This window comes from Alkalitalea saponilacus (assembly GCF_900168165.1).
GTDB classification, from domain to species: Bacteria; Bacteroidota; Bacteroidia; order Bacteroidales; family Marinilabiliaceae; genus Natronoflexus; species Natronoflexus saponilacus.
The window spans coordinates 41542-61716 of sequence record NZ_FUYV01000022.1; the positions used below are offsets into that span (position 1 = coordinate 41542).

Genomic DNA, 20175 nt, shown 5'->3' on the forward strand with positions numbered 1-20175 from the left:
TTACCTTGATTTTTTGTACGTAATTATAAATAGTAAAAACGATAACAGGTTTGATTTATTGCTCTTGTAGCCATTGGGGAAATCATCTATAATGAAGTCAGTTTCTCTTATCGGCTCCCCACATTAGCTTGGAGCGCAACGTAGAGTAAAAAGTATGTCCTTCGGGTTCAATAACTGAAACTGAAAAACCGGCTTTTCTTATGATCAATTCTGTCTCCTCATCTAAAATACAACTTCTTGAGTCGAGTGAAGCCAGATAGGTGCCTCCGCGCCCTTCAACTTTTAATTTTAACTCCACGTCATTTGGCACCACTAGTGGTCGCACCGTTAAATTATGAGGAGCAATTGGGGTTATCACGAAATCCTGAGACGAGGGATGCAATATAGGGCCACCAACGCTTAATGAATATGCAGTGGAGCCTGTGGGAGTGGCCACAATCAGACCATCGGCCCAGTAGGAAGTTAAAAATTCATCATTTAAATAAGTGTGGATGGTAATCATTGATGATCCATCTCTTTTTTGGATGGCCAATTCGTTTAAAGCGCACCTGAAATCACCAAAATCGGGAATTTCCGTTACCAGTTTTAGTAAGTCCAGTTGTTTTACCCTGAAGCGTTTGTTTAAAATATCATCTAGTGCTTTTGGTAACTCCTCCATCGAAATGTCTGCCAGAAACCCTAATCGGCCACTGTTAATTCCTGCCATTGGGATTTTTTTGTTGCGAATCATGGTTACAGCATCCAGAAAAGTACCGTCTCCTCCAATGCTGAACATTAGATCTGATTCCGGCAGATCATGATGGTTGTGGAACAGTTTGTCGGTTTTAGGATGTATGCCGGCTGTTTGGGTAAGGAAGTTGTAGAATGGAGCGTATATACAGAAGTCAATTTTTTGCTCATCCAGGTGGTTGAACAGGTTGGTACATCGTTCATAAAACAATTTTCCAAATTGTTTGCCATAAATAGCTATTTTCATTTTTTTCAGGTTTGCTTACATGGAGAGGTTAAAATGTACAAAAATTCCATGTTCGCCAAAATTATTAAAAGAATAATTCAGACTCAAAATTTTATCATAAAAAGTTACCATATCAAACCCAAATCCATAACCCATGAGTAAACTATTGGCCATTTGATTATAGCTTATGGCTTTATCGTTAAGAACGTAACCTGCATCAAAGTGAAGTCTGAAGTATAACGCATAGTGAACTCTCGAAAACTGAGAAATAGGTATCCAGTTGATGTTTCTTTCTGTTCTGGGAATGATCTCATACAATAACCTGTTTTGAACATATCCGTATGATGCACCATCTATTACCCGGTATTCAAAACCGTTCAGATACTCTCTGTAGCCAAGACCTGTTCTGAAAACATAAGGAACCTGATCTTTATCGATGGCAGACAAATGTGTTTTACTTCCGGCAAATATTCGATTGGTCAACGGGTATTGGAATGATGCTGTGGCGCTTGTCTGAAAAAATCCTTCATAGCCATTGTCGACGCTGAACCCGCGCCTGGCAAAGGAGAATTCATATTTATTTCCCCGTAACGGATAGATTTTTGAATCTCTTCTGTCGTACGTATATTTATATTCGGCATCGATGGATTGGTTGTTGTTGGAGTTTGATGGCAAAAAATCGGGATTAATTTTTCGCAAAGTATCTGCAGCATTTAAATTTTCATATGTGACGGTGATTTGGTGGTGATGGTCAAGTTGATGTCTGTAAAAGTAATTGAACTCAAATGTTGATTGTCTTAAAAGTCTGGATCCAGAGGTTTTTATAAATACCTGTTTGTCGTACATGGTGTTATAGGCCGTTTGGTCATATGCGAGCCATCCTGCGCTAAAGCCCCAGCCTGATTGCTGGTTAAAACCGGGTTTTTTAAATTCAAAAAGTACCTGGGAGCGATATCCGGTTACCATTCTGAGTTTAAGAGTCTCGTTTCTGCCTCTGAAATTGTCGTGTTTCAGGTAAACGCCATAATTGAAATGGGAGCCATCGTTTATTCGAAGAAAATCACTGAAGTTGCGTCCTTCCTGTTCAAATACGGGGAAAGCCCATATGTACCATCTCTCTTCAACATCAATATGAAAGCTGACTGTTCTTCTGTCGGGATAAATCACATCTATCTCAACGAAGTTAAAAAGGGAAGTATTCAGCAGGTTTTGTTCTGCGCGCCTGACAAGAGCAAGAATATCTTTTTCTTTGATGATGTTGCCGGTTTCAAACGGCAGCTCAGTTAAAATGGTGATTTCTCTGGTACTGTGATTTCCGGAAATATAAATGGTGCTTACCTGGCGGTATTCATCATATGATGATTGAACCTCAATTCCGGCTGATGCCGGGATTGAGTGAAGGCAAAAAGCTACGATGATTAGCCCAAGATATATATCTGCACGTTTCCATCCCATCTTACCTGAAAAAAATCAATCCTGAATTATACGCTCAAATATCGAATCAATGATTCGTAATTTCTTTTGGCTGTTTCATCCATATGACTTTCGGAGCCATATTCGGCTCTTATTTTATAACCGTATCTTTCAAAACCATTAATTACAGGTTGTAAATCGGTGCGATTTAATTTTATGGTAATGAACAGTTGACCGGATAGCGGTTCTTGTGTTACATATAAACTGAGTATTTTGCTGTCAGAGTCTTCTACTATTCGGGCCAGTTCTGAGAGAGCATAGTCACGCGGGGCAATCTCAATTTGTATGATTCCGCCGGGGGTGTGCGCAGCTATTAATTCACTGAACTGTTGCATTAAATCGTACTGCGTAATTACACCGGTAAATTCCTGCTCAATGGTTAAAACAGGGACAATGCTCAGTTTTAACCTGGAGGCTATCTCTATGACATCATATATGTGTTGATGAGCGAAGATGTAAGGTTTCATCAATGATAACCGATGATTTCCCAACGGTTCCCCGGCTGTGTTCAGTTCGTAAATGTCGGTGTCTGAAACAAGCCCCAGGAATACTTTGTTATTTACAATGGGCAGGTGAGAAACCTTAAACGCTTCCATCCAGTTAAGTGCATCCAATCCTGTGTCAGAGGTTTTTAATGCAGGGATTATGTCAGATATGAGATCTTTTGCCAGCATAAAAATCAGTAATAACGAAATACTTTATAACTTTGTGCTCTGCAAGCTTATATTTAAAGTTAAACCTTTTTATGCAGAAAATAGTTCTGTTGTTAAATAAAAAAGATAAATAACTTTTGGCTTCAATATAAACAAAAGTTGCTACAAATTAAATACCGAAAATGACTAAACTTAGTGTAAACATAAATAAAATAGCTACATTACGCAATTCACGGGGAGGAATTATTCCTGATGTTGTTAAAGCAGCAGTGGATGTGCAGTTATTTGGAGCCGATGGCGTTACTGTTCATCCGCGCCCGGATGAACGTCACATTACCAGGAAAGATGTCCACAATATCCGGCCTGTGATAAAAACGGAGTTTAATATTGAAGGATATCCCTCCCGGGAGTTTATCGATCTTGTTAAAAGTGTTAGACCGCATCAGGTTACTCTCGTGCCCGATCCTCCGGAAGCCATTACTTCAAGTTCCGGTTGGGACACCATCGCTCATTTCTCGTTTCTACAGGAAGTTATTTCCGAATTTAAAGAAAGTGGCATCAGAACTTCTATCTTTATTGATCCGGTTGAAGAGATGATTTCCAAAGCTGTTGAGACTGATACCGACAGGGTTGAACTTTATACCGAACCTTATGCGACAGGTTATGCTAAAGATCGGGAAAAAGCTGTGGCACCTTTTGTCGCAGCCGCGAATCTGGCAAATAAACTTGGTATGAAAGTAAATGCTGGTCATGATCTCAACCTCGAGAACCTTGCATATTTCAATGAGTGCATCCCCTTTTTAAAAGAGGTTTCCATAGGTCATGCGCTTATTGCCGATGCCTTGTACTTGGGTCTTGAGAGAACCGTTGCAAGCTACAAGGCGCTTTTAAAAAAGAACTAGCATGGAGTTGTTTGCAAGAGAATTGGGTGCCAAGGGGCCGGTTATGGTGATTGTGCATGGACTTTATGGAGAGTCAGATAACTGGTTGTCGGTGGCACGGCAGTTTGAAAATGATTACCGGATCATTCTTCCCGATCAGCGTAATCATGGTCAAAGTCCCCATAATAAAAGCCATAGCTATGAAGCAATGGCCAATGACTTGCTGGAACTTATCCGCAGTAAAACCAATGAAAAGGTAATTCTGGTTGGTCACTCCATGGGTGGGAAAACAGTTATGAGGTTGGCTCTGGAAAATCCTGAAATAGTTAGCAAGCTAGTGGTGTTGGACATAGCTCCCAAGGATTACGGAACCTTTTCAAATTTTGCGCAAACCACTACCAATCACCTCAAAATTTTGGACTCACTTATTCAGATACCCATCGACAAAATGTCGAATAGGGGAGAGATGGATCGGGCGTTGGCAAATGATTTGCCTTCAAAAAAACTGAGACAGTTTTTGCTTAAGAATGTGAAACGCAATAAAGAGGGAGGATATTCGTGGCAATTGAACTTACCTGTGTTAAAAGAAGAGATGCCTGAAATAATGGATGGCTTTTCAAACATTCAGCCTATCAATTCAAATGGCAGTTTTCCGGTTTTTTTAATCAGGGGAGAGCAGTCTCCTTATGTGGCAGATGAAGATACCCTGGTTTTTAATCGGTTTTTCCCGGGAACCCAAATGGTTACCATTCCTGATGCCGGACACTGGTTGCATGCCGATCAGCCTGAGCTTTTCATAAAAACGCTTCGCTACCTCATTGAGGATTAATGAAGGAATTGCAGATTCTTATTTTGTGTTTTGATAACAAAATGCTATTTTTACTGATTCTAAATAAGTAGCTTCTAAAACTGCTTAATTGTTGTGGAGTGATATAACTAATAACTTGACTATGAGGATTCATGCAAAAATGAAGATGGCTGATCTGGTGCAATTCAATTTTGAAATACTTGCCGTTATTCAGCGACTTCAAATCCCTTTTGGTTTTAAGGATAAATCCATTGAAACAGTATGCAGGGAGAGTAGCATAAATGTTGATTTTTTTCTGCAACTGGCACAATGGTTTAACGAGAGGGAAAACTTTCCTCAGCAGCAACTGATTGATCATCCTCCTCATTGGTTGGTAACCTATTTGCATAACACCCATCAGTGCTATATCAATTACCAGATTCCGAGAATTGAAAAGGAGATAGAGCAACTGGAGTCGATGACCGAAATACCTGACCAAACGGCTGCGTTAATGATTCGCTTCTTCAAAGAATATATCAAAGAGTTTTCCGAACACCTTGATGATGAAGAACAGGTCACTTTTCCATACGTTCTTGACCTGGAAAAAGCCATAAACGGGGAAATGACTTCGGAGCAGTTTCGCGACAAATATTCAGAGTACTCAATTGACAAATACCTAGATCATCACAGCGATTTGGAGGAGAAGATTTTTGATATGCAGAGTATTTTATTAAAGTATATGTCACCTCCATCCGATAATTGCCATTTTACAAACCTTCTTCTTGAGTTTTATCGATTAGGCAAGGATTTGAAAGATCATACCATATTAGAGGAGAATGTGTTAATTCCCAAAGTTCGTCAAATGGAGGCTGAATTAAAAAAACGGCCATCGTTTTTTTAATGATCAACTATTATTAAATCAAACAATAGGTAATGGTAAAAATATTAATAGTTGAACAATCATATCTTGTAAGAAAAGGAATCATTCATATACTAAAACAGTTTCCTGAAATTGCTAATATAGAGATTCTGGGCTCACATCTTGGGGTTGAAGAGGTGTTGGAACATTTCATGCCGGATATATTAATCATTAACACTTCTCTTGCATCGCTGATTGCAGATGAAAAGTTAAAAGGGTTATTGAGTGATTCATCTCGCGTGATTTATGTTATTGGAACGGCTTTACCATATGAATCTCCCGAAAATCAGTTTTCTGTTTTTGATTCAAAAATTTCTATCACACGAAAGCTTGCTCCATATATAAAGGGTGCAGGAAAAATAAAAGAACCTGAAGAATCAGAAGAACTGACACCACGAGAAAAGCTGATTCTGAAAAATGTGGCTCTCGGGCGTACCAATAAAGAGATTGCCACGCTGCTCCATATCAGTACACACACGGTTATCTCTCATCGAAAAAATATTACCCGGAAACTGGACATCAAGAGTGTGTCTGGTCTTACAGTTTATGCCATTATAAACGGGTTGATAAAAATGGACGATATTTCATAAATTGTATGGCTGCTTTTTGTATCATTGCAATTTAAGAATTATAGAATCATGGCAACAAGCGGACAACCCGATGCGGTTATAAATGCGCCTCATATGGAGCGCATTATAGCTGCAGTAATAGACATCATAATAGTAACAGGACTGTTTTTATTTCCCCGTGTAGGTTGGATGATCGGAATAATTTATCATCTGACCAAGGATTCACTGCCTTTTTTAAAAGGTCAGAGTTTCGGGAAGCATTTAATGCGCATAAAGGTCATTACGCGACCTGACAACAGGAGTTTGGTTCGTCATCCCGAAAAGTCTGTCATCCGCGGATTGGTACTTCTTATTCCGGGGTTGAATCTGGTTGATATCTGGTATTTTTTTACCAAGGGCAGCCGGTTGGCCGATTATTGGGCTCAAACTTCTGTCATTTATACCTCAGACGAGAATCCGGAGAGTGAAGATTCTTCCTTGTAAGGTAGTTGCACATAAAATATCGACCCTTTATTAATTTCTGTTTCAAACCAGATGTGACCGCCGGCATTTTCAATGATTCTGCGTGCAATGGCCAATCCAAGCCCCATTCCGCCGGTTTTAGTAGTGAAGCTGGGAACAAAGAGTTTGTCTGTAATTTCTTCAGGAATCCCTTTTCCATTATCCTTAATGGCCACTCTCACACCATGCCCCTCATTTGTAACTGTTATCTCAATTTTTCCTGTTTTGACGGATGGGATGGACTGAATGGCATTTTTGATGAGGTTGTTAAATACCCCCAAAAGTTGCTCTCCATCGGCTTTTACATATACCGGATCGCCAGCCATATTAATAAATTCGATGGGGGTTTTTGTGGAGTTGGCAAAGAGAGTTCTACTGTTTTCAATCTTTTCAATCAGGTTTACAATCTCCGTTTTTGCCGATGGCATTTGAGCAAATTTTGAAAACTCCGACGCTATGGATGAGAGATTATTGATCTGCTCGATGAGCGTTTGAGTTACTTTTTTCATGTAGCTGTCAAAATCCTCAACCTGATCGTTCCAGGCTCTTTGGAGATACTGAATGCTTAATTTCATTGGAGTCAGAGGATTTTTGATTTCATGAGCTATCTGTTTGGCCATTTCTCTCCATGCCAAATCGCGTTCCGATTTGGCCAGCTTCTCCGCACTGATGGCCAGTTCGTCAACCATTCGGTTATACTCTTTCACCAGACTTCCGATTTCATCTTCACCTTTATAATCAATTTTTTCGTTCAGGTGATCTAGTTTTAAGCTGGATATCCGTTCCTGCAATAACAGAAGAGGCCTGGTGATTTGTCGGGCCAGGAATACAGCAAATCCAACTACCAAAAACGAGAAAACAAGGTAGAAGTTAATCACGGTAACAATTACTGAAGAAATTTCGTCGCGTAATTCATTGTTGCCCACAAAGTAAGGTAGGTTTACGAATCCTGCAAGTCTGTTATCAGCAGTTATCACCGGTACATAAAACGAGATGTAACTGAGGTTGCCAATTCGTTCTTCGGCCAAATACCTTACGGCATCAGTATATGCCAGATTGAAATATGCGTTTGGATTCATCTGGCGACCTGCCAACCCATTGTGGAACAATTCCGGTCTGGATGTTCCTGTCAGTTTTCCATCAACTCCGTATAAATTGATGTCTGCATGAAATACGTTGGATATCATTTGGAGTTGATAATTAAGATACTCACCGGGATTTGTGGTTTCGGGGCCTTCCAGACCAACTTTATATTCCAGCTCCATCAGGATGGATTGTATTTTGCTCTCTAAAAGTTCGAGATGTTTTCTCTCGAACTGCTGAACGGTGTAATACACCGTTCCAATGGCAACGATTACTAGCATCAGCAATAAAAGCATCACAAATGCTACCTGTATTCTTTTCTGAATGGAAATTCTGAAAGAGAATCCGGCGTAGCGCCATTGCATAATTAATATAATGAGAGCACCCGTGAGAAAGAAGAAAATAAAGAAAATGGAGAAAGCCATGAATACATCCCAAATAGAGAAATCCTGACGACTTAACATGACGGCCATTTGGCCGGAGTGCTGATAAAGCAAATGAGAGTGGTCGCTCTCCTTCATAAACACCTTTGTTCCTGCAGTAAGTGGTAGCCAGGATAATTCATTTTTAAACAAGTAGTCTCCGGAACGTCTCACCAGCCTGCCGTTGAGATATTTTGCATAACTGTAGTCCCTGAATAATTTTAATCTTCCGTATTCGCGTTCGCTGATCAGTAGTTCGGGGTATCCCAACCCTTCAAAATAGGCTTTGGAATGAAGTTCGATAAATAGTGATATTTCTCGATCCGGATCGTTTGGGAAAAAACGGAAAACTCCAAAATAGGAAACTCGTCCATTTAGGTTATCAAGGTAATGAAAATGGTTGCTTCCGGGAATGGTGTAGGCATACTGATCCAGCATGTGGAAGAAATATTGGTAGCAGTTATAAATTTCGCCCGTCTCTTCAATATATAAATCTCCCTGTGGCCAGCAAGGAATAATTTGCATGTCGTAGCGATTCCAGAATCCGTAAAAGTAAAATTTCACAAGATGATTTCGAATGGCCTCCGGATCGGGTTCAGGTTGATCAAGTATTCGTGACAGGGTGGCATCAGAAGAGATTTGTTTTTCAATTTCAGAAAGATACATCTCGGCCACCGGGTCTTCATCACGCATTAGTTGAAAGGCAAGGTTTTCAATGAGTAGTTCCCTGCCTGATTCCTCTTTGCGAATGGATAAATCCATAAGAACTACTCCGGCATAAATGGCAAACAATCCTGCAAACCATAAAAAGGTTGAATATGAATGTGTAAGGTGAGGTCGGCGTTTTGAAAAAATCAGCAGACTGCTGCATGCAAAAAACAGAAGAAAAGCCCAGTCACTGGCACCAATTCCAATTCCTCTGAAAATCAGGCAGAGCAGGAAAAATGTGATAAAGAAGCCAGTGAATATCTGCCAGCGCGTAAGATACAGCAGAAAAATAACTACGATGCGCTCTAAAACCATAAGAAAAGAGAGCAACAGTAGAGCCACAATGAGCATTTTGGTAAATGCAACCAGGTCGAAATCAATAACCTTAGTAATAATTAAAGATCCTGCAGAGTGTTTAGCCAGTAAGTAAAACAACTGGTTGATATATATGATGAATAGGGCGCTTATCGCCAGGAATAACCCCAATGCGACATAGGTTTTTAAGTGTCTCCTTTTTCCGTATCCAATGTTATCCGGTAGCCTGAAAAACTTAAAAAACCAGAACGAAACTGAGAATATCAGGATGGAATATAATAAAAAATGACCCAGGGACGGAAGAAACTCCGACATGGCAAAATACCTGGGTGAAAAAAGAGCAGAATTGTCTGGTATGATGGTATTTTTTTGCCATATAATGAGATAGTATACCAATGCAAATAATCCTGAAGCCAGAAAAAACACTCTGTTTGTCGCACCAGTGCTTGAAAACCGGAACTGAATTCTGTAGACCAAAAGCCAAAGAAACAGAATAGATATTAAAAAAGAGATTCTGCTCATTTGCATAATGGCAGATTGATCCTTTTCGACACCATTGGGGATGAGGCTGAACAGAAACTCCCCGTTTGTATCATGAATGCCAACTTGAGTGGCTGATTGTTCACGTGAGATGAGAACAGTGGGGGCAAGGTCAAATTTTGTTGAGAACCCATTCCTCAAAAACTGGTTTTCGTAGGGATATTCTTGTTTAAAGAGGGTGAAGCCAACAGCAAGTATTGAACCGTACTGACGATATGATGTTAAGTACCAGCCATTATCTAATCTTACCAATGGATTCCTGAAATATTGAGGGTTTATACCCTCAACAGGAAGAATGTGGTTATTCCAGGCAACCAGTTCATGCCCCTGGAAAATCAGGTAATCAAAGTCTTTTTTTTGAAGAGAATCAAGTCCCCGCCACAACTCTTCGTGGGTGGTATAGGATTCAATTGGTATCTGATCCAACTGATCAGACATTTTTTGGCGGATAGAATTCACCGTTTTTTCTATCCGCTGAGAAGCGAATGGTTTTTCAGGCAGTATTTCAGACAGATACCTTAATCCTTCTCCCAAAATTAGAAAGAATAGAAATAGCAATATTTGAGGAAGAAATTTTGGGTAATTCTTATACATGCCTGTTTTTTGTCTCTCTATTTACAATTATTGTGCAAAATAGTGAATATATATCTTAAAAAAACACTCAATCTTCATTAATCGTGGTGATATGGTTCGTTGTTGAGTATTGTTAGTGAGCGATAAAGCTGCTCTGCAAAAAATAGACGAACCATTTGGTGAGAAAAAGTCATTTGCGACAAACTGATTTTGAAATCGGCTCTTTTATACACTTCAGGAGAGAATCCGTAAGCGCCGCCAATAACAAACCATAGATTTTTAATTCCTGAAGCCATTTGCTTCTCCATCCATTGTGCAAATTGCCGGGATGTAAATTCACGTCCTTTTTCATCCAGTATGACAAGAACATCGCCGGGCAATATGTTTTTAAGAATTACCTCACCTTCTTTCTCTTTCAGCAGATTTTCTGATAAATTCTTTGCCTTTTTTATGTCGGGAATAACAATGTCCTGAAAGGGGATATACCTTGAAATTCTTTTGAAATAATCGGAAATTCCAGTGTTCAGCCAGGGGTCGGAGGTGCGTCCAACCATAACCAAATATGTTTTCATCACGTATAACGATTTAATGTGCCAAAAAACGAATTTTGAACACGGTTTCCAAATATATGGTTTGGTTTTTGTAGATTTGAGTGGCGGAATTGGTTCGTGATTTTATGATGATGATTGATAATTAGGTATTTGTGTTTATTCGCCGCTTGTTAAAAGAGTAAAAGTTTTGCTTTCTGGAAAGCAAAACAAAAGCTGATCTAATTCATAAACAAATGGCATAAAACCCAATGCTTAACCCGAATAAATCATGAACTTAACTCCTAAATTATACTCGTTATGAAACTTGAAAAATTGCTTTTAGTTGCTTTCCTGTTGTGTTCTCTGCCTCTTTTGATGCATGGACAAACGGAGGGTAAATTGCAGAATGAAATAGTTGTGGCCACCAGAAATGGCGATTCCGGTCAATTATCACAATACTTCAATGACAGAATTGAACTGGTATTGCCGGGTCAGTCTGGCGTTTACAGTCGAGAGCAGGCTCGTTTTTTAGTAAAAGACTTTTTCGATTCACATCCTCCCGTATCTTTTCAGGTAATACATCAGGGAGTTAGAGAAAACGCCACATTCGCCATAGGTAGATATCATTTTAACACCGGCCAATTCAGAATATTGTTTCTGACCAAACGAACAGGAGATAAAACATTAATTCATCAAATTAGAGTAGAGCGGCAGGATGACTAACGATTGGTTAACAAATTTCATAAAATCGGCACTGCAAGAGGACATAGGAGATGGAGACCACTCTTCATTGGCCTGTATTCCACAAAACGCAAGGGGTAAGGCAGTTCTTCTGGCGAAAGAGACGGGCATTATTGCAGGTGTTGAAATCGCGGTATTTATTTTTAAGCATGTGGAACCAACTTCCAAAGTCAATGTTTTAATCCAGGATGGAACAGTTGTTTATCAGGGAGACAAGGTCTTTGAAGTGGAGGCCAGCGTTCATACGCTACTCAAAGCCGAAAGACTGGTTCTTAATATCATGCAACGTTTGAGTGGTGTTGCTACAAAAACCAATCAATATGTAAGGCGACTGGAAGGGTTGCAAACTAAGGTGCTCGACACACGCAAAACCACTCCGGGCATGCGACTGCTTGAAAAGCAGGCTGTGTTGATTGGTGGTGGAACCAATCACCGCATCGGGTTATATGATATGATTATGCTTAAAGATAATCATATTGATTTTGCTGGCGGCATCGAAAACGCCATTACCCGAACAAAATCCTATTTGAAAGATCAAAACAAAGACCTTCGTATTGAAGTTGAAGTGCGAAACTTCGAGGAATTGAACGAAGTACTCAGGGTGGGGGGCATTGATAGAATCATGCTGGATAATTTCACTGTTGAAGACACAAAAGAGGCTGTTGCCATCATTAATGGAGCCTTTGAGATTGAATCTTCCGGAAACATTACTCTTGAAACCATACGAGATTATGCTGAAACAGGTGTGGACTTTGTCTCTGTTGGGGCTTTGACGCATCAAATCAGCAGTCTCGATTTGAGTTTAAAAGCCACATAGTGGCTTTTAAATATTTTACATATCTGTATTTTCCTCTTCAATTTCTGTTTTGGTCTCCTGCGGAAGTGCATCAATGTTTTTAAGTTTGCTCATCATTACATTGGTACGGGTGGTAACCAGCGTCTCTATTTCATCATTGGCCTGTCGAATGCGATCCTGAGCCTTCTTTAGAACCTTTCCAAATTCTCCGAACTGCTTTTTTACCGATGCCAGTACTTCCCAAACTTCACTGCTTCGTTTTTGAATGGCCAGGGTTTTAAATCCCATTTGCAGACTGTTAAGCATGGCCGCAAGGGTTGTTGGGCCGGTTATAATCACTTTAAATTCGTTTTGCAATTGGGTAATGAGTGCGGGTTGTCGCACTATTTCAGCATACAAGCCTTCGACTGGCAAAAACATTATAGCAAAATCAGTGGTGTGGGGTGGGTGAATATATTTATCTCTGATATCCTTTGCACTCTTTTTAATGGACGCAGCAAGATTGCGTGTTTCTGTTTCAATCACACTTTTATCTGCTTGTTCATAAGCTTCATAGAGCCGGAGATAATCTTCCTGAGGAAATTTGGCGTCGATTGGTAAATATACCGGTTCGCCTGAATTGTCCTTCCCCGGAAGTTTAATGGCAAATTCCACATTATCGGCCGAGTGGGGCTTTATCCTTACATTGGATTCATATTGCTCAGGTGCCATAATTTGTTCAAGAATATTCCCAAGCTGAATCTCACCTAAAACTCCGCGGGTTTTTACATTGGTGAGTACCTTTTTCAAGTCGCCAACCCCGCTCGCCAGGGTTTGCATTTCCCCCAATCCTTTTTGCACGGCTTCAAGTCGTTCACTCACCTGTTTGAACGATTGCGAAAGTCTTTCTTCCAGTGTTTTATGCAATTTTTCGTCAACCGTAACCCGCATCTCCTCAAGTTTCTTCTCTGTGGATTGTATCAGGGCATCCTGCCTTTTTGTCATCTCTTCAAATTTGTGTTTTTGAAGAGTATTAAATTCATTAACACTGGCAGTGAAGGATTCCCGAAAAACGTTGAACCCTCTGGTCATCTCCTCTCTTGCGAGCCAGGCCGATTTTTCATTGATTTCCTGCATTTTTGAAAGTCGCTGCTCCAGCCTTAGCGAGAGCCTTTCCAGATTGTTGGCCAGTTCTTCACGGTTCTGCAAAAGAGAGGTAGACAATTCCGATCGGCTCTCATTTTGTTGTTTTTTAAGCAGATCCTGAAACGGGTCAAGAACAGCACCGGTTTTATTTGGGTTGCGGATGAGGATGATGATTTGAAAAATGATCAGTATGAAAAGTAGAATGATGATCAGAGTGATTTCCATGAACTAGTGTATTTATTTTTTTACGTTGGTGGCTACTTCAGCGTTTTCCCGTTTTTCCACTAATGCAGCAGGAATAGCTACAACAAAAACAGTTCCATGATTTGGCTTACTATCCACCTCTATTGTGCCTTTGTTGATGATCACAAAATCGTGAACCAGAATCAAACCCAACCCCTGACCTTTTTCATTCATCGTACCCCATGAGCTTTTTATGCTGTCAGGTTTAAACAAGGACTCAATCTGACTTTTGGTCATTCCAATCCCATTGTCTTTTACTTCCAGACTAAGTTTTCCTGATTGGTAATTAAGCTTAATTCGTATAGTTCCCCCTTTTTGTGTAAACTTAATTGCATTATTCAAAAGGTTTCTGGTTATTGTGGCCCAGCAATTGGGATCAGTCTCAGCTATAACTACAGAATAAGGGCTTGAGTAAATGATCTCTATTTCTTTCTCCTTGGCCGTTGGTTTATATAATAAGATAATATCTGATATAAGATTGGTGATGTTAAGTGGCTTCTTTTCTGGTTGATATATGTTTTGTTGACTAATACTCCAATGTAACAGGTTGTTGAGGAGAAATGTAACTTGTTTTGATGCGTCGGACATGGAAAATGCCATTTCTTTTGCTTCTTTCAGGTTGTTACTGTTTAAAGCCTCCTGTAAATAACGGGAGAGGGAGTTGATGGCACCAACAGGTCCTCTTAAATCGTGCGCTAGTATTGAGAACAGTTTATCTTTGGATTTATTCGAAATTTCCAATTCCCGCTTATTTATTAATAGTTCATCGGCCTGATGGCTTAACTCTATGTTGAGCAGGTTTTTTTGGCGATTTTGGCGCCAAATTATAAACAGGAAAAAAGATACGAGAACGAGACTGGCTGTAACTAATGATAGGATGCCCCTTGCATAACGATTTGTAATTGTCAGTTGATCAACTTCTACCTGTTTAAGTCCAATTTCATAATCGGTGCGTAAGTTGGCCATTGCGGTAACAGTTTCAATGTTTAAAATGCTATCGTTTAAATGCATGAAACGAATGAGACTTGTATAAGCATTTTCAAAATCATCATTATTAAAATATACCTTAGCCATATTTTCATATGCGTCTTTTAATCTCTCAGCACTTTTTGAGGCCTTGGCATGCTTCATGGCATCATAAGATAATTGCAATGCCATTTGCTTGTTTCCAGATATCATTTCATTTCTACTGTTGTAAATAAGCAATGGAACAAGAGCTAAATTGTCCTCCATTTCAGAAAGAATTCTGATGGCTTTATTGAGATTTGTTCTGGCCGAATCAGTTCTGTTTTGTTGAAAATGAATTGTCCCAATATTCCCTTGAATATATGCAAGTGCATGTGGAGAGATATCAGGATCGAAATATTGACTGGCTGAATTATAGTAATAGAGTGCAGAATCAGGTTCCTTAAGCGTAAGAAAGATATTCCCCAATTGATAATAACTCCCTCCAAGAAAATGTTGGCTTTGTTCCTGATCAAAGTATATATTAATGGCTTCTTTTATATACTTGATAGCGGTTTCATGGTTATTGGTTTTATAGAAAACAACGCTCAAGGCATATTTTGCCAATCCAATTTCCTCAATTAATTTGTTCCTTTCGGCTATTTTCAGGCTTCTGATCAAACTGGAAGTTGCATCTTCGTAATTCCCTTTATTTATAAGTGCCTGACCTTCTTCGTACCAGGAATAAAACAAATAAAAGGGGTTTCCTGATTTTTCTGCTATTTTCCGAAGTTGTGAAGTAAATTTGAAAAACGGTTCTTCATAATCTGAGTTTTGAATGATCTTGAGAATTAGCCGACATTGCTCATCCTCAGGTAGGTTCGTTTGACTGCTGAGGATTTGCAGACAACTATCAACAGCAACCCCGTTTCTGCCATAACTTATGATAGTCAGGCTGAACAATATTGCGAAAATTAGGGGTTGTCTGATCATGATTGTCTTTTTGTCTTTAAACGAATACTCTTGTAAGTTTAACGGTTACTAAGGCATTCTAAGAGTTGGTGGTTTCGGTTCGCTTTTCAATTTGCCTGTGTCTGCCGTTTTTTCTGTACATTTGGTAACCTCAATCTGGTATGAAATTTCACCTTCCCCTTTATCAGCACCTTCTGCCTCCCATAAGTCAAAATCTACTTTCTGAGGCTTTGTTTTTAATATGCTGGTATCGCCTTCTATACTTATTTGGGTGATTTCATTAATGGCCGGGCATCGATCAAGCTTCCATATAACTTTATTTCCGGGAGCAAGATGAGTATTAATAGTTCTTCCTGAGTTATTTTGCGAATCACGATAGTATAATTCACCATTCTCTAGTTTAATATAAATGATGGTTGGGTTTTGAGATGTGTGTTTTAATAGAGTTATTTATTGGATGTCAATTTAGTGATTTTTTAGTATTAAAGTAGCAAACTGTTTCCATACACATGGAAACAGTTTGCTATTTTCTAGTGTTTTTTGAAGTTGCGATGTAGCTGGTTGCTTTAGTATAGATTATTCTCGAATAAATAGGATCGTAGTCCTGACATCTTGGAAATAGTATCATTTAAAATTAACAGCTACATTAACAGTTTCAGAATTATCTATTCCCGATTAAGAATTTTTTATTGACAATTCTATTATTATTCTGAATTGTAAGGATATATATTCCATCAGGATATGACGAAATATTAATCGTTGCCGAAGCTAAATCTGCAAATCCGTTATAGATTAGTTCTCCTGAAATTGAATGTATTTTTATTTCAGATGGTTCAGCAAGTCCTGATATACTAATGTATTCAGAGGCTGGATTCGGGTATATTCTAATGAACCCTTCATTGGTCTGAGGAATGAAATTGGGGACGTCAATCATGCAGCCAAATGTTCTAAACGCATAAGAAAAATTCGGCATTTCGTCATGTGGATCTGCCAGCCCATCCGGGTAATCGCCTGTATTGGATCCATACCAAAAGTGTCTGTCGGAGGGATTTGTAACGGCAATGGTTGTAGTTAAGTTTATTCTGTATGTGTTGCCTGATATGAGTATGACCTCCTCTGCTAAATGGAATTCGTTCCATCCGTATACGAGATTCTCTTCACTAATTGATGCTGTTCCCAATACTTCATTGTTAATGTTTGTAACCTCAAGATCCAGACCTCCTGCACTTCCTGCAGGATCAATATATAACTCAACACGGCGCAGTTTATTCAACGTTGGGATGAACTCCTGCCATCTGGGTATGTTATGGGATAACATAACACCTCCTGCAGGGTTGTTTTGACTTTGATCGGGTTCCAGACACTCTTCGATGATTTCAGGAATATAGGTCAGAGTTAGTCTTCCATAAATAGATACCAGCCCGGAACCATTGGCTTCACCAATAAACCTATCTACTACAGCATAATATGAATTGGATCCTTCTTGAATGTTGTACAATCTGGAATGGGAGAAGGAATGCGTGTTAAGACTGCCGGCAGCAACTTTTAATGAAACATTACCTTCATTAGAGTCCCAGTCCGGACGGTCACTGGCTGCAAGAATGATCCGGTCTCCCGGCGATAGTACTGCGAAGCCATCAAAATTGGCCAGCAATTTGCCATCAGCAATGGCATCCAGATCAATTTGTGATGCAATCTGCAATGCTTCACTTACGTCTGCATTGGTAAGAGTAATATCTTCATGGTAAATGGTTTGATGCTCATAACTATGTGGAGTGAATTCTACTGTTAATGCTCCGTAAATTGATGCCATTCCGTCTCCATTGTTATGAACGATGCTTTGTGTTCCTGTCGCATAAAAGGAATGCTCTCCTTCGTTGATATCAAATACTCTTGTGTGTGAGAAATTGCTTCTTGTTACACTTTCACTGGTGGCGTGAGCGGTAACATGCCCGTTATTTACTCCCCAGTCAATTCTGTCATTGGCTGCCAGCAAGAGTGCATCTCCATATGATGATAAAGCCGTTCCATCAAATCGAACTTTTACCTGCCCGGCTACAGTTGTATTTAGACTCACTTCGGCCAATGCAACTGTTTCGCTTACATCTATATGTGTTTGATTAATGTTTCGGTGTTCTATAATTACGGGTGATGTTGTTGGAATGAATTTTACTGTGAGACTGCCGTAAACTGAGACCACCCCATTTCCATCGTTTTGTACAGAACTTTGGAAAACTGATGCGTAATAAGTTTGGCTACCTTCTTCAACATCATAAACCATGGTATGCGAGAAACTATTTTGATTGCTGTTTGCATCTGCTACTTGCACCGAGGTGTGTCCATTATTGATGCCAAAATTTCCGGTATTACTAGCAGCCAGTAAAATGCGGTCGCCTACAGAGGAGATCGCTAACCCATCAAAACGAACCACTACTTTCCCGGGTTCATCAAATTCCATGTGAATTTCAGCTACTATCTGTTCGCTGTTCACATCGAGAGAAGTTTCCTGAATATTGGCCTGCTCTAAAATTATTCCTCCCGCCAGGGAACCTGAAGCTATAATAAATAGCAATAGTAGAGTAAAAGTTGTTTTCATAACTGATGTTTTAAGTTAATATAAAAATCAAAACAGTACCGAAATGCCTGAAAGGCGTTAAAAAAAATGCCCAGACGATCATTGTTGGGTATTGTTATGTCTACAAATTACTCCATTTTAGTTGTTTGAATCAATCTTTAAATGATGAACTGCTCATATCCTTTGATTAAAGACTGGTATTTGCAAATGACATAGGCCGCAAATTCAAATTGAATTTACGGACTGTGGTTTGCCTCATTGCTCAAAGAAGACAAAATAAGTTTATGTAAAAAAATAAATATTTCCTATCATGGTAAATGAATCCTCTATATTAATTTTTATTTTGTTGGAATCTGGAAAAATGTTTTGTGTTGTTAATTGAGAGCATGGGTAAAGCGGTCATTATCAAAGATAATTACCGCTTTACGGCTTCCCGGGGACGCATCCCCGAGAATACTATAAATATAATGACGAAAGTGTATAAAGTCAACTTTGAAAAGTCCAACAAAGCTTAGACTAATTATATTGGCATTTGCTTAATATTAAATTCAAATTGTATCTTTGAAATATTGGTAACAGCTAGCATTTGGGCTGTCATAGGAGGCGTCGCGTTGTGAATTGCTTTCAAATTGTATCTTTGACATATTGGTAACAACTACTAAATCGCCTACAATATACCTTAACCATGATTTATTTCACCAAACTGATATTCATTAAATAATCAAATTGTAAATGACTAAAAACAGGTAAAAAATGAGTAAAAAATTAGTTTTCGGAATTCCTGCGGGTTTGTCTTTGCTTCTTCCGGCAATATTGATTTCATATTTTTTTCGCGAAATGCCCGAACCCCTTGGAAACTACTATGACTCACCACTAATGGTTGTGGGTGCTGGTCTGTTTATATGGTTAATGGCATTTGGGGTTTTGATGATCATTTATACACATTGGAACGAAAAGATTAGACCATCATCAGGCAATAGGGTTCTTCTCGATCTTCCCCAGCATGAGCATAACATCAGGGCGGAAATTATTCTCTCCAAAATATTTGCCAGACTTGCAGAAATAAAGGATGAAGACGATGAAGAAAACAACTTCTATACCATTGTCAGGGGGCGCGATGCAAAATTCATCAAAAGGGGCCTAGATTACATCAATACAAGATTAAATATTGATGATCCTGATATTGTCCGCCAGTTTAACTATATGAAGAACTTGTATAATGAGAAGTTGAAACGTTCTTTTACCGGATCATGGTGGATCATTATTGCAGCTTTTGTAGTTGCAGGAATGATGGAAGCTTATGCTGACTACCCCTACATAATGCCAATCTACATTGCAGGTATCGTATTGTATTTCTTCGCCAGCAAAGTACCTTTGTTTTTAGAGGAAAAAAGATACCACAAATTTGGGCGCGGCAATCTTTTATCGCGCATTGCAGGATTCCTCTTTTCGGATATTGGTGGAAGTTTGGATAGGGCTAGGAATAGTTCTTACGGGATCCGTTCAGACAGTCAGCGTCATAAGGAAGATGTCGCAGCTTATGGTGATGCTGTTTCCTTGGTTTTCAATATTTTTGTTTTGCTGTTTATAGCTTCTTTTGTTGTAGTTTTTGCTGTATGGAAGTTTTTTTACAACTTCTGGTCAAGAAACCTTTTGTCCCTTAGTACTTTGGATCAATGGTATGAGAAAAATATCTCCAATTAGGCGTATCTTTGTTAACTCTCTCATTGTAACGACATTTATTTAATTCATCCTGAATCAGGAACTAACTTTTACAGGGTTTTACTTGGCGGCAAAAAAACTGATTGTTATTCATTTGTATGCATTACCAACCCCCTTTTCAGTCAAGTATTGATAATATACATTGTA

General features: G+C 39.2%; 16 protein-coding genes. 8 read left to right on the top strand and 8 right to left on the bottom strand.

The features are described from left to right. Window positions 1–97: 97 nt before the first annotated feature. The 3 genes from B5X70_RS15460 to B5X70_RS15470 are packed head-to-tail and all read right to left on the bottom strand — an operon-like array spanning window position 98 to window position 3102. Window positions 98–976, bottom strand: coding sequence for an NAD kinase (locus tag B5X70_RS15460; RefSeq protein ID WP_079558811.1), 879 nt, complete (start codon window positions 974–976; stop codon window positions 98–100). Window positions 977–991: 15 nt separating this feature from the next. Next, window positions 992–2410, bottom strand: coding sequence for a POTRA domain-containing protein (locus B5X70_RS15465; protein ID WP_079558812.1), 1419 nt, complete (start codon window positions 2408–2410; stop codon window positions 992–994). A gap of 26 nt (window positions 2411–2436) precedes the next feature. Then, a complete protein-coding gene (locus B5X70_RS15470; protein WP_079558813.1) occupies window positions 2437–3102 on the bottom strand; it encodes a CBS domain-containing protein in 666 nt (221 codons plus the stop codon). Window positions 3103–3263: 161 nt separating this feature from the next. Between B5X70_RS15470 and B5X70_RS15475 the strand changes: the two genes are divergently transcribed. From B5X70_RS15475 to B5X70_RS15495, 5 genes are all read left to right on the top strand, one after another. Then, window positions 3264–3983, top strand: coding sequence for a pyridoxine 5'-phosphate synthase (locus B5X70_RS15475; RefSeq protein ID WP_079558814.1), 720 nt, complete (start codon window positions 3264–3266; stop codon window positions 3981–3983). A gap of 1 nt (window position 3984) precedes the next feature. After that, window positions 3985–4791, top strand: a complete 807-nt coding sequence (locus B5X70_RS15480; protein WP_079558815.1) for an alpha/beta fold hydrolase — start codon at window positions 3985–3987, stop codon at window positions 4789–4791. 121 nt (window positions 4792–4912) lie between these two features. Beyond that, a complete protein-coding gene (locus B5X70_RS15485; RefSeq protein ID WP_079558816.1) occupies window positions 4913–5650 on the top strand; it encodes a hemerythrin domain-containing protein in 738 nt (245 codons plus the stop codon). Between the two features lie 32 nt (window positions 5651–5682). Beyond that, the gene (locus B5X70_RS15490) at window positions 5683–6258 is read left to right on the top strand and encodes a response regulator transcription factor (RefSeq protein ID WP_079558817.1); all 576 of its coding nucleotides are present in this window, start codon (window positions 5683–5685) and stop codon (window positions 6256–6258) included. A gap of 48 nt (window positions 6259–6306) precedes the next feature. Further along, window positions 6307–6720 carry an RDD family protein gene (locus B5X70_RS15495; RefSeq protein WP_079558818.1) on the top strand — a complete coding sequence of 138 codons (414 nt, stop codon included), beginning with the start codon at window positions 6307–6309 and terminating at the stop codon, window positions 6718–6720. On the opposite strand, the gene B5X70_RS15500 is transcribed toward B5X70_RS15495, so the two are convergent. Together B5X70_RS15500 and rlmH are read right to left on the bottom strand one after the other, a co-directional pair. Beyond that, entirely contained in the window at window positions 6675–10400 is a 3726-nt protein-coding gene (locus B5X70_RS15500) for a sensor histidine kinase (RefSeq protein ID WP_232468397.1), read from the bottom strand. The two genes, B5X70_RS15495 and B5X70_RS15500, sit on opposite strands and share 46 nt — an antisense overlap. 77 nt (window positions 10401–10477) lie before the next feature. After that, entirely contained in the window at window positions 10478–10951 is a 474-nt protein-coding gene (rlmH, locus tag B5X70_RS15505; protein WP_079558819.1) for a 23S rRNA (pseudouridine(1915)-N(3))-methyltransferase RlmH, read from the bottom strand. Window positions 10952–11227: 276 nt separating this feature from the next. Here rlmH and B5X70_RS15510 point away from each other — a divergent pair, with 276 nt between their 5' ends. Both B5X70_RS15510 and nadC read left to right on the top strand, forming a co-directional pair. Beyond that, window positions 11228–11632, top strand: a complete 405-nt coding sequence (locus B5X70_RS15510; RefSeq protein WP_079558820.1) for a DUF4783 domain-containing protein — start codon at window positions 11228–11230, stop codon at window positions 11630–11632. Further along, window positions 11625–12467, top strand: a complete 843-nt coding sequence (gene nadC, locus B5X70_RS15515) for a carboxylating nicotinate-nucleotide diphosphorylase (protein WP_079558821.1) — start codon at window positions 11625–11627, stop codon at window positions 12465–12467. The genes B5X70_RS15510 and nadC overlap by 8 nt, the downstream gene beginning before the upstream one ends. Window positions 12468–12482: 15 nt before the next feature. Here nadC and B5X70_RS15520 read toward each other — a convergent pair whose 3' ends face one another. The 3 genes from B5X70_RS15520 to B5X70_RS15530 form a co-directional block, all read right to left on the bottom strand. Next, entirely contained in the window at window positions 12483–13796 is a 1314-nt protein-coding gene (locus tag B5X70_RS15520; RefSeq protein WP_079558822.1) for a DNA recombination protein RmuC, read from the bottom strand. A gap of 12 nt (window positions 13797–13808) precedes the next feature. Further along, the gene (locus tag B5X70_RS15525) at window positions 13809–15752 is read right to left on the bottom strand and encodes a tetratricopeptide repeat-containing sensor histidine kinase (protein ID WP_079558823.1); all 1944 of its coding nucleotides are present in this window, start codon (window positions 15750–15752) and stop codon (window positions 13809–13811) included. Between the two features lie 640 nt (window positions 15753–16392). Beyond that, window positions 16393–18327, bottom strand: coding sequence for a T9SS type A sorting domain-containing protein (locus B5X70_RS15530; protein WP_079558824.1), 1935 nt, complete (start codon window positions 18325–18327; stop codon window positions 16393–16395). Between the two features lie 732 nt (window positions 18328–19059). On the opposite strand from B5X70_RS15530, the gene B5X70_RS15535 reads away from it, so the two are divergent. After that, a complete protein-coding gene (locus B5X70_RS15535) occupies window positions 19060–20010 on the top strand; it encodes a hypothetical protein (protein ID WP_079558825.1) in 951 nt (316 codons plus the stop codon). Window positions 20011–20175: the final 165 nt, after the last annotated feature.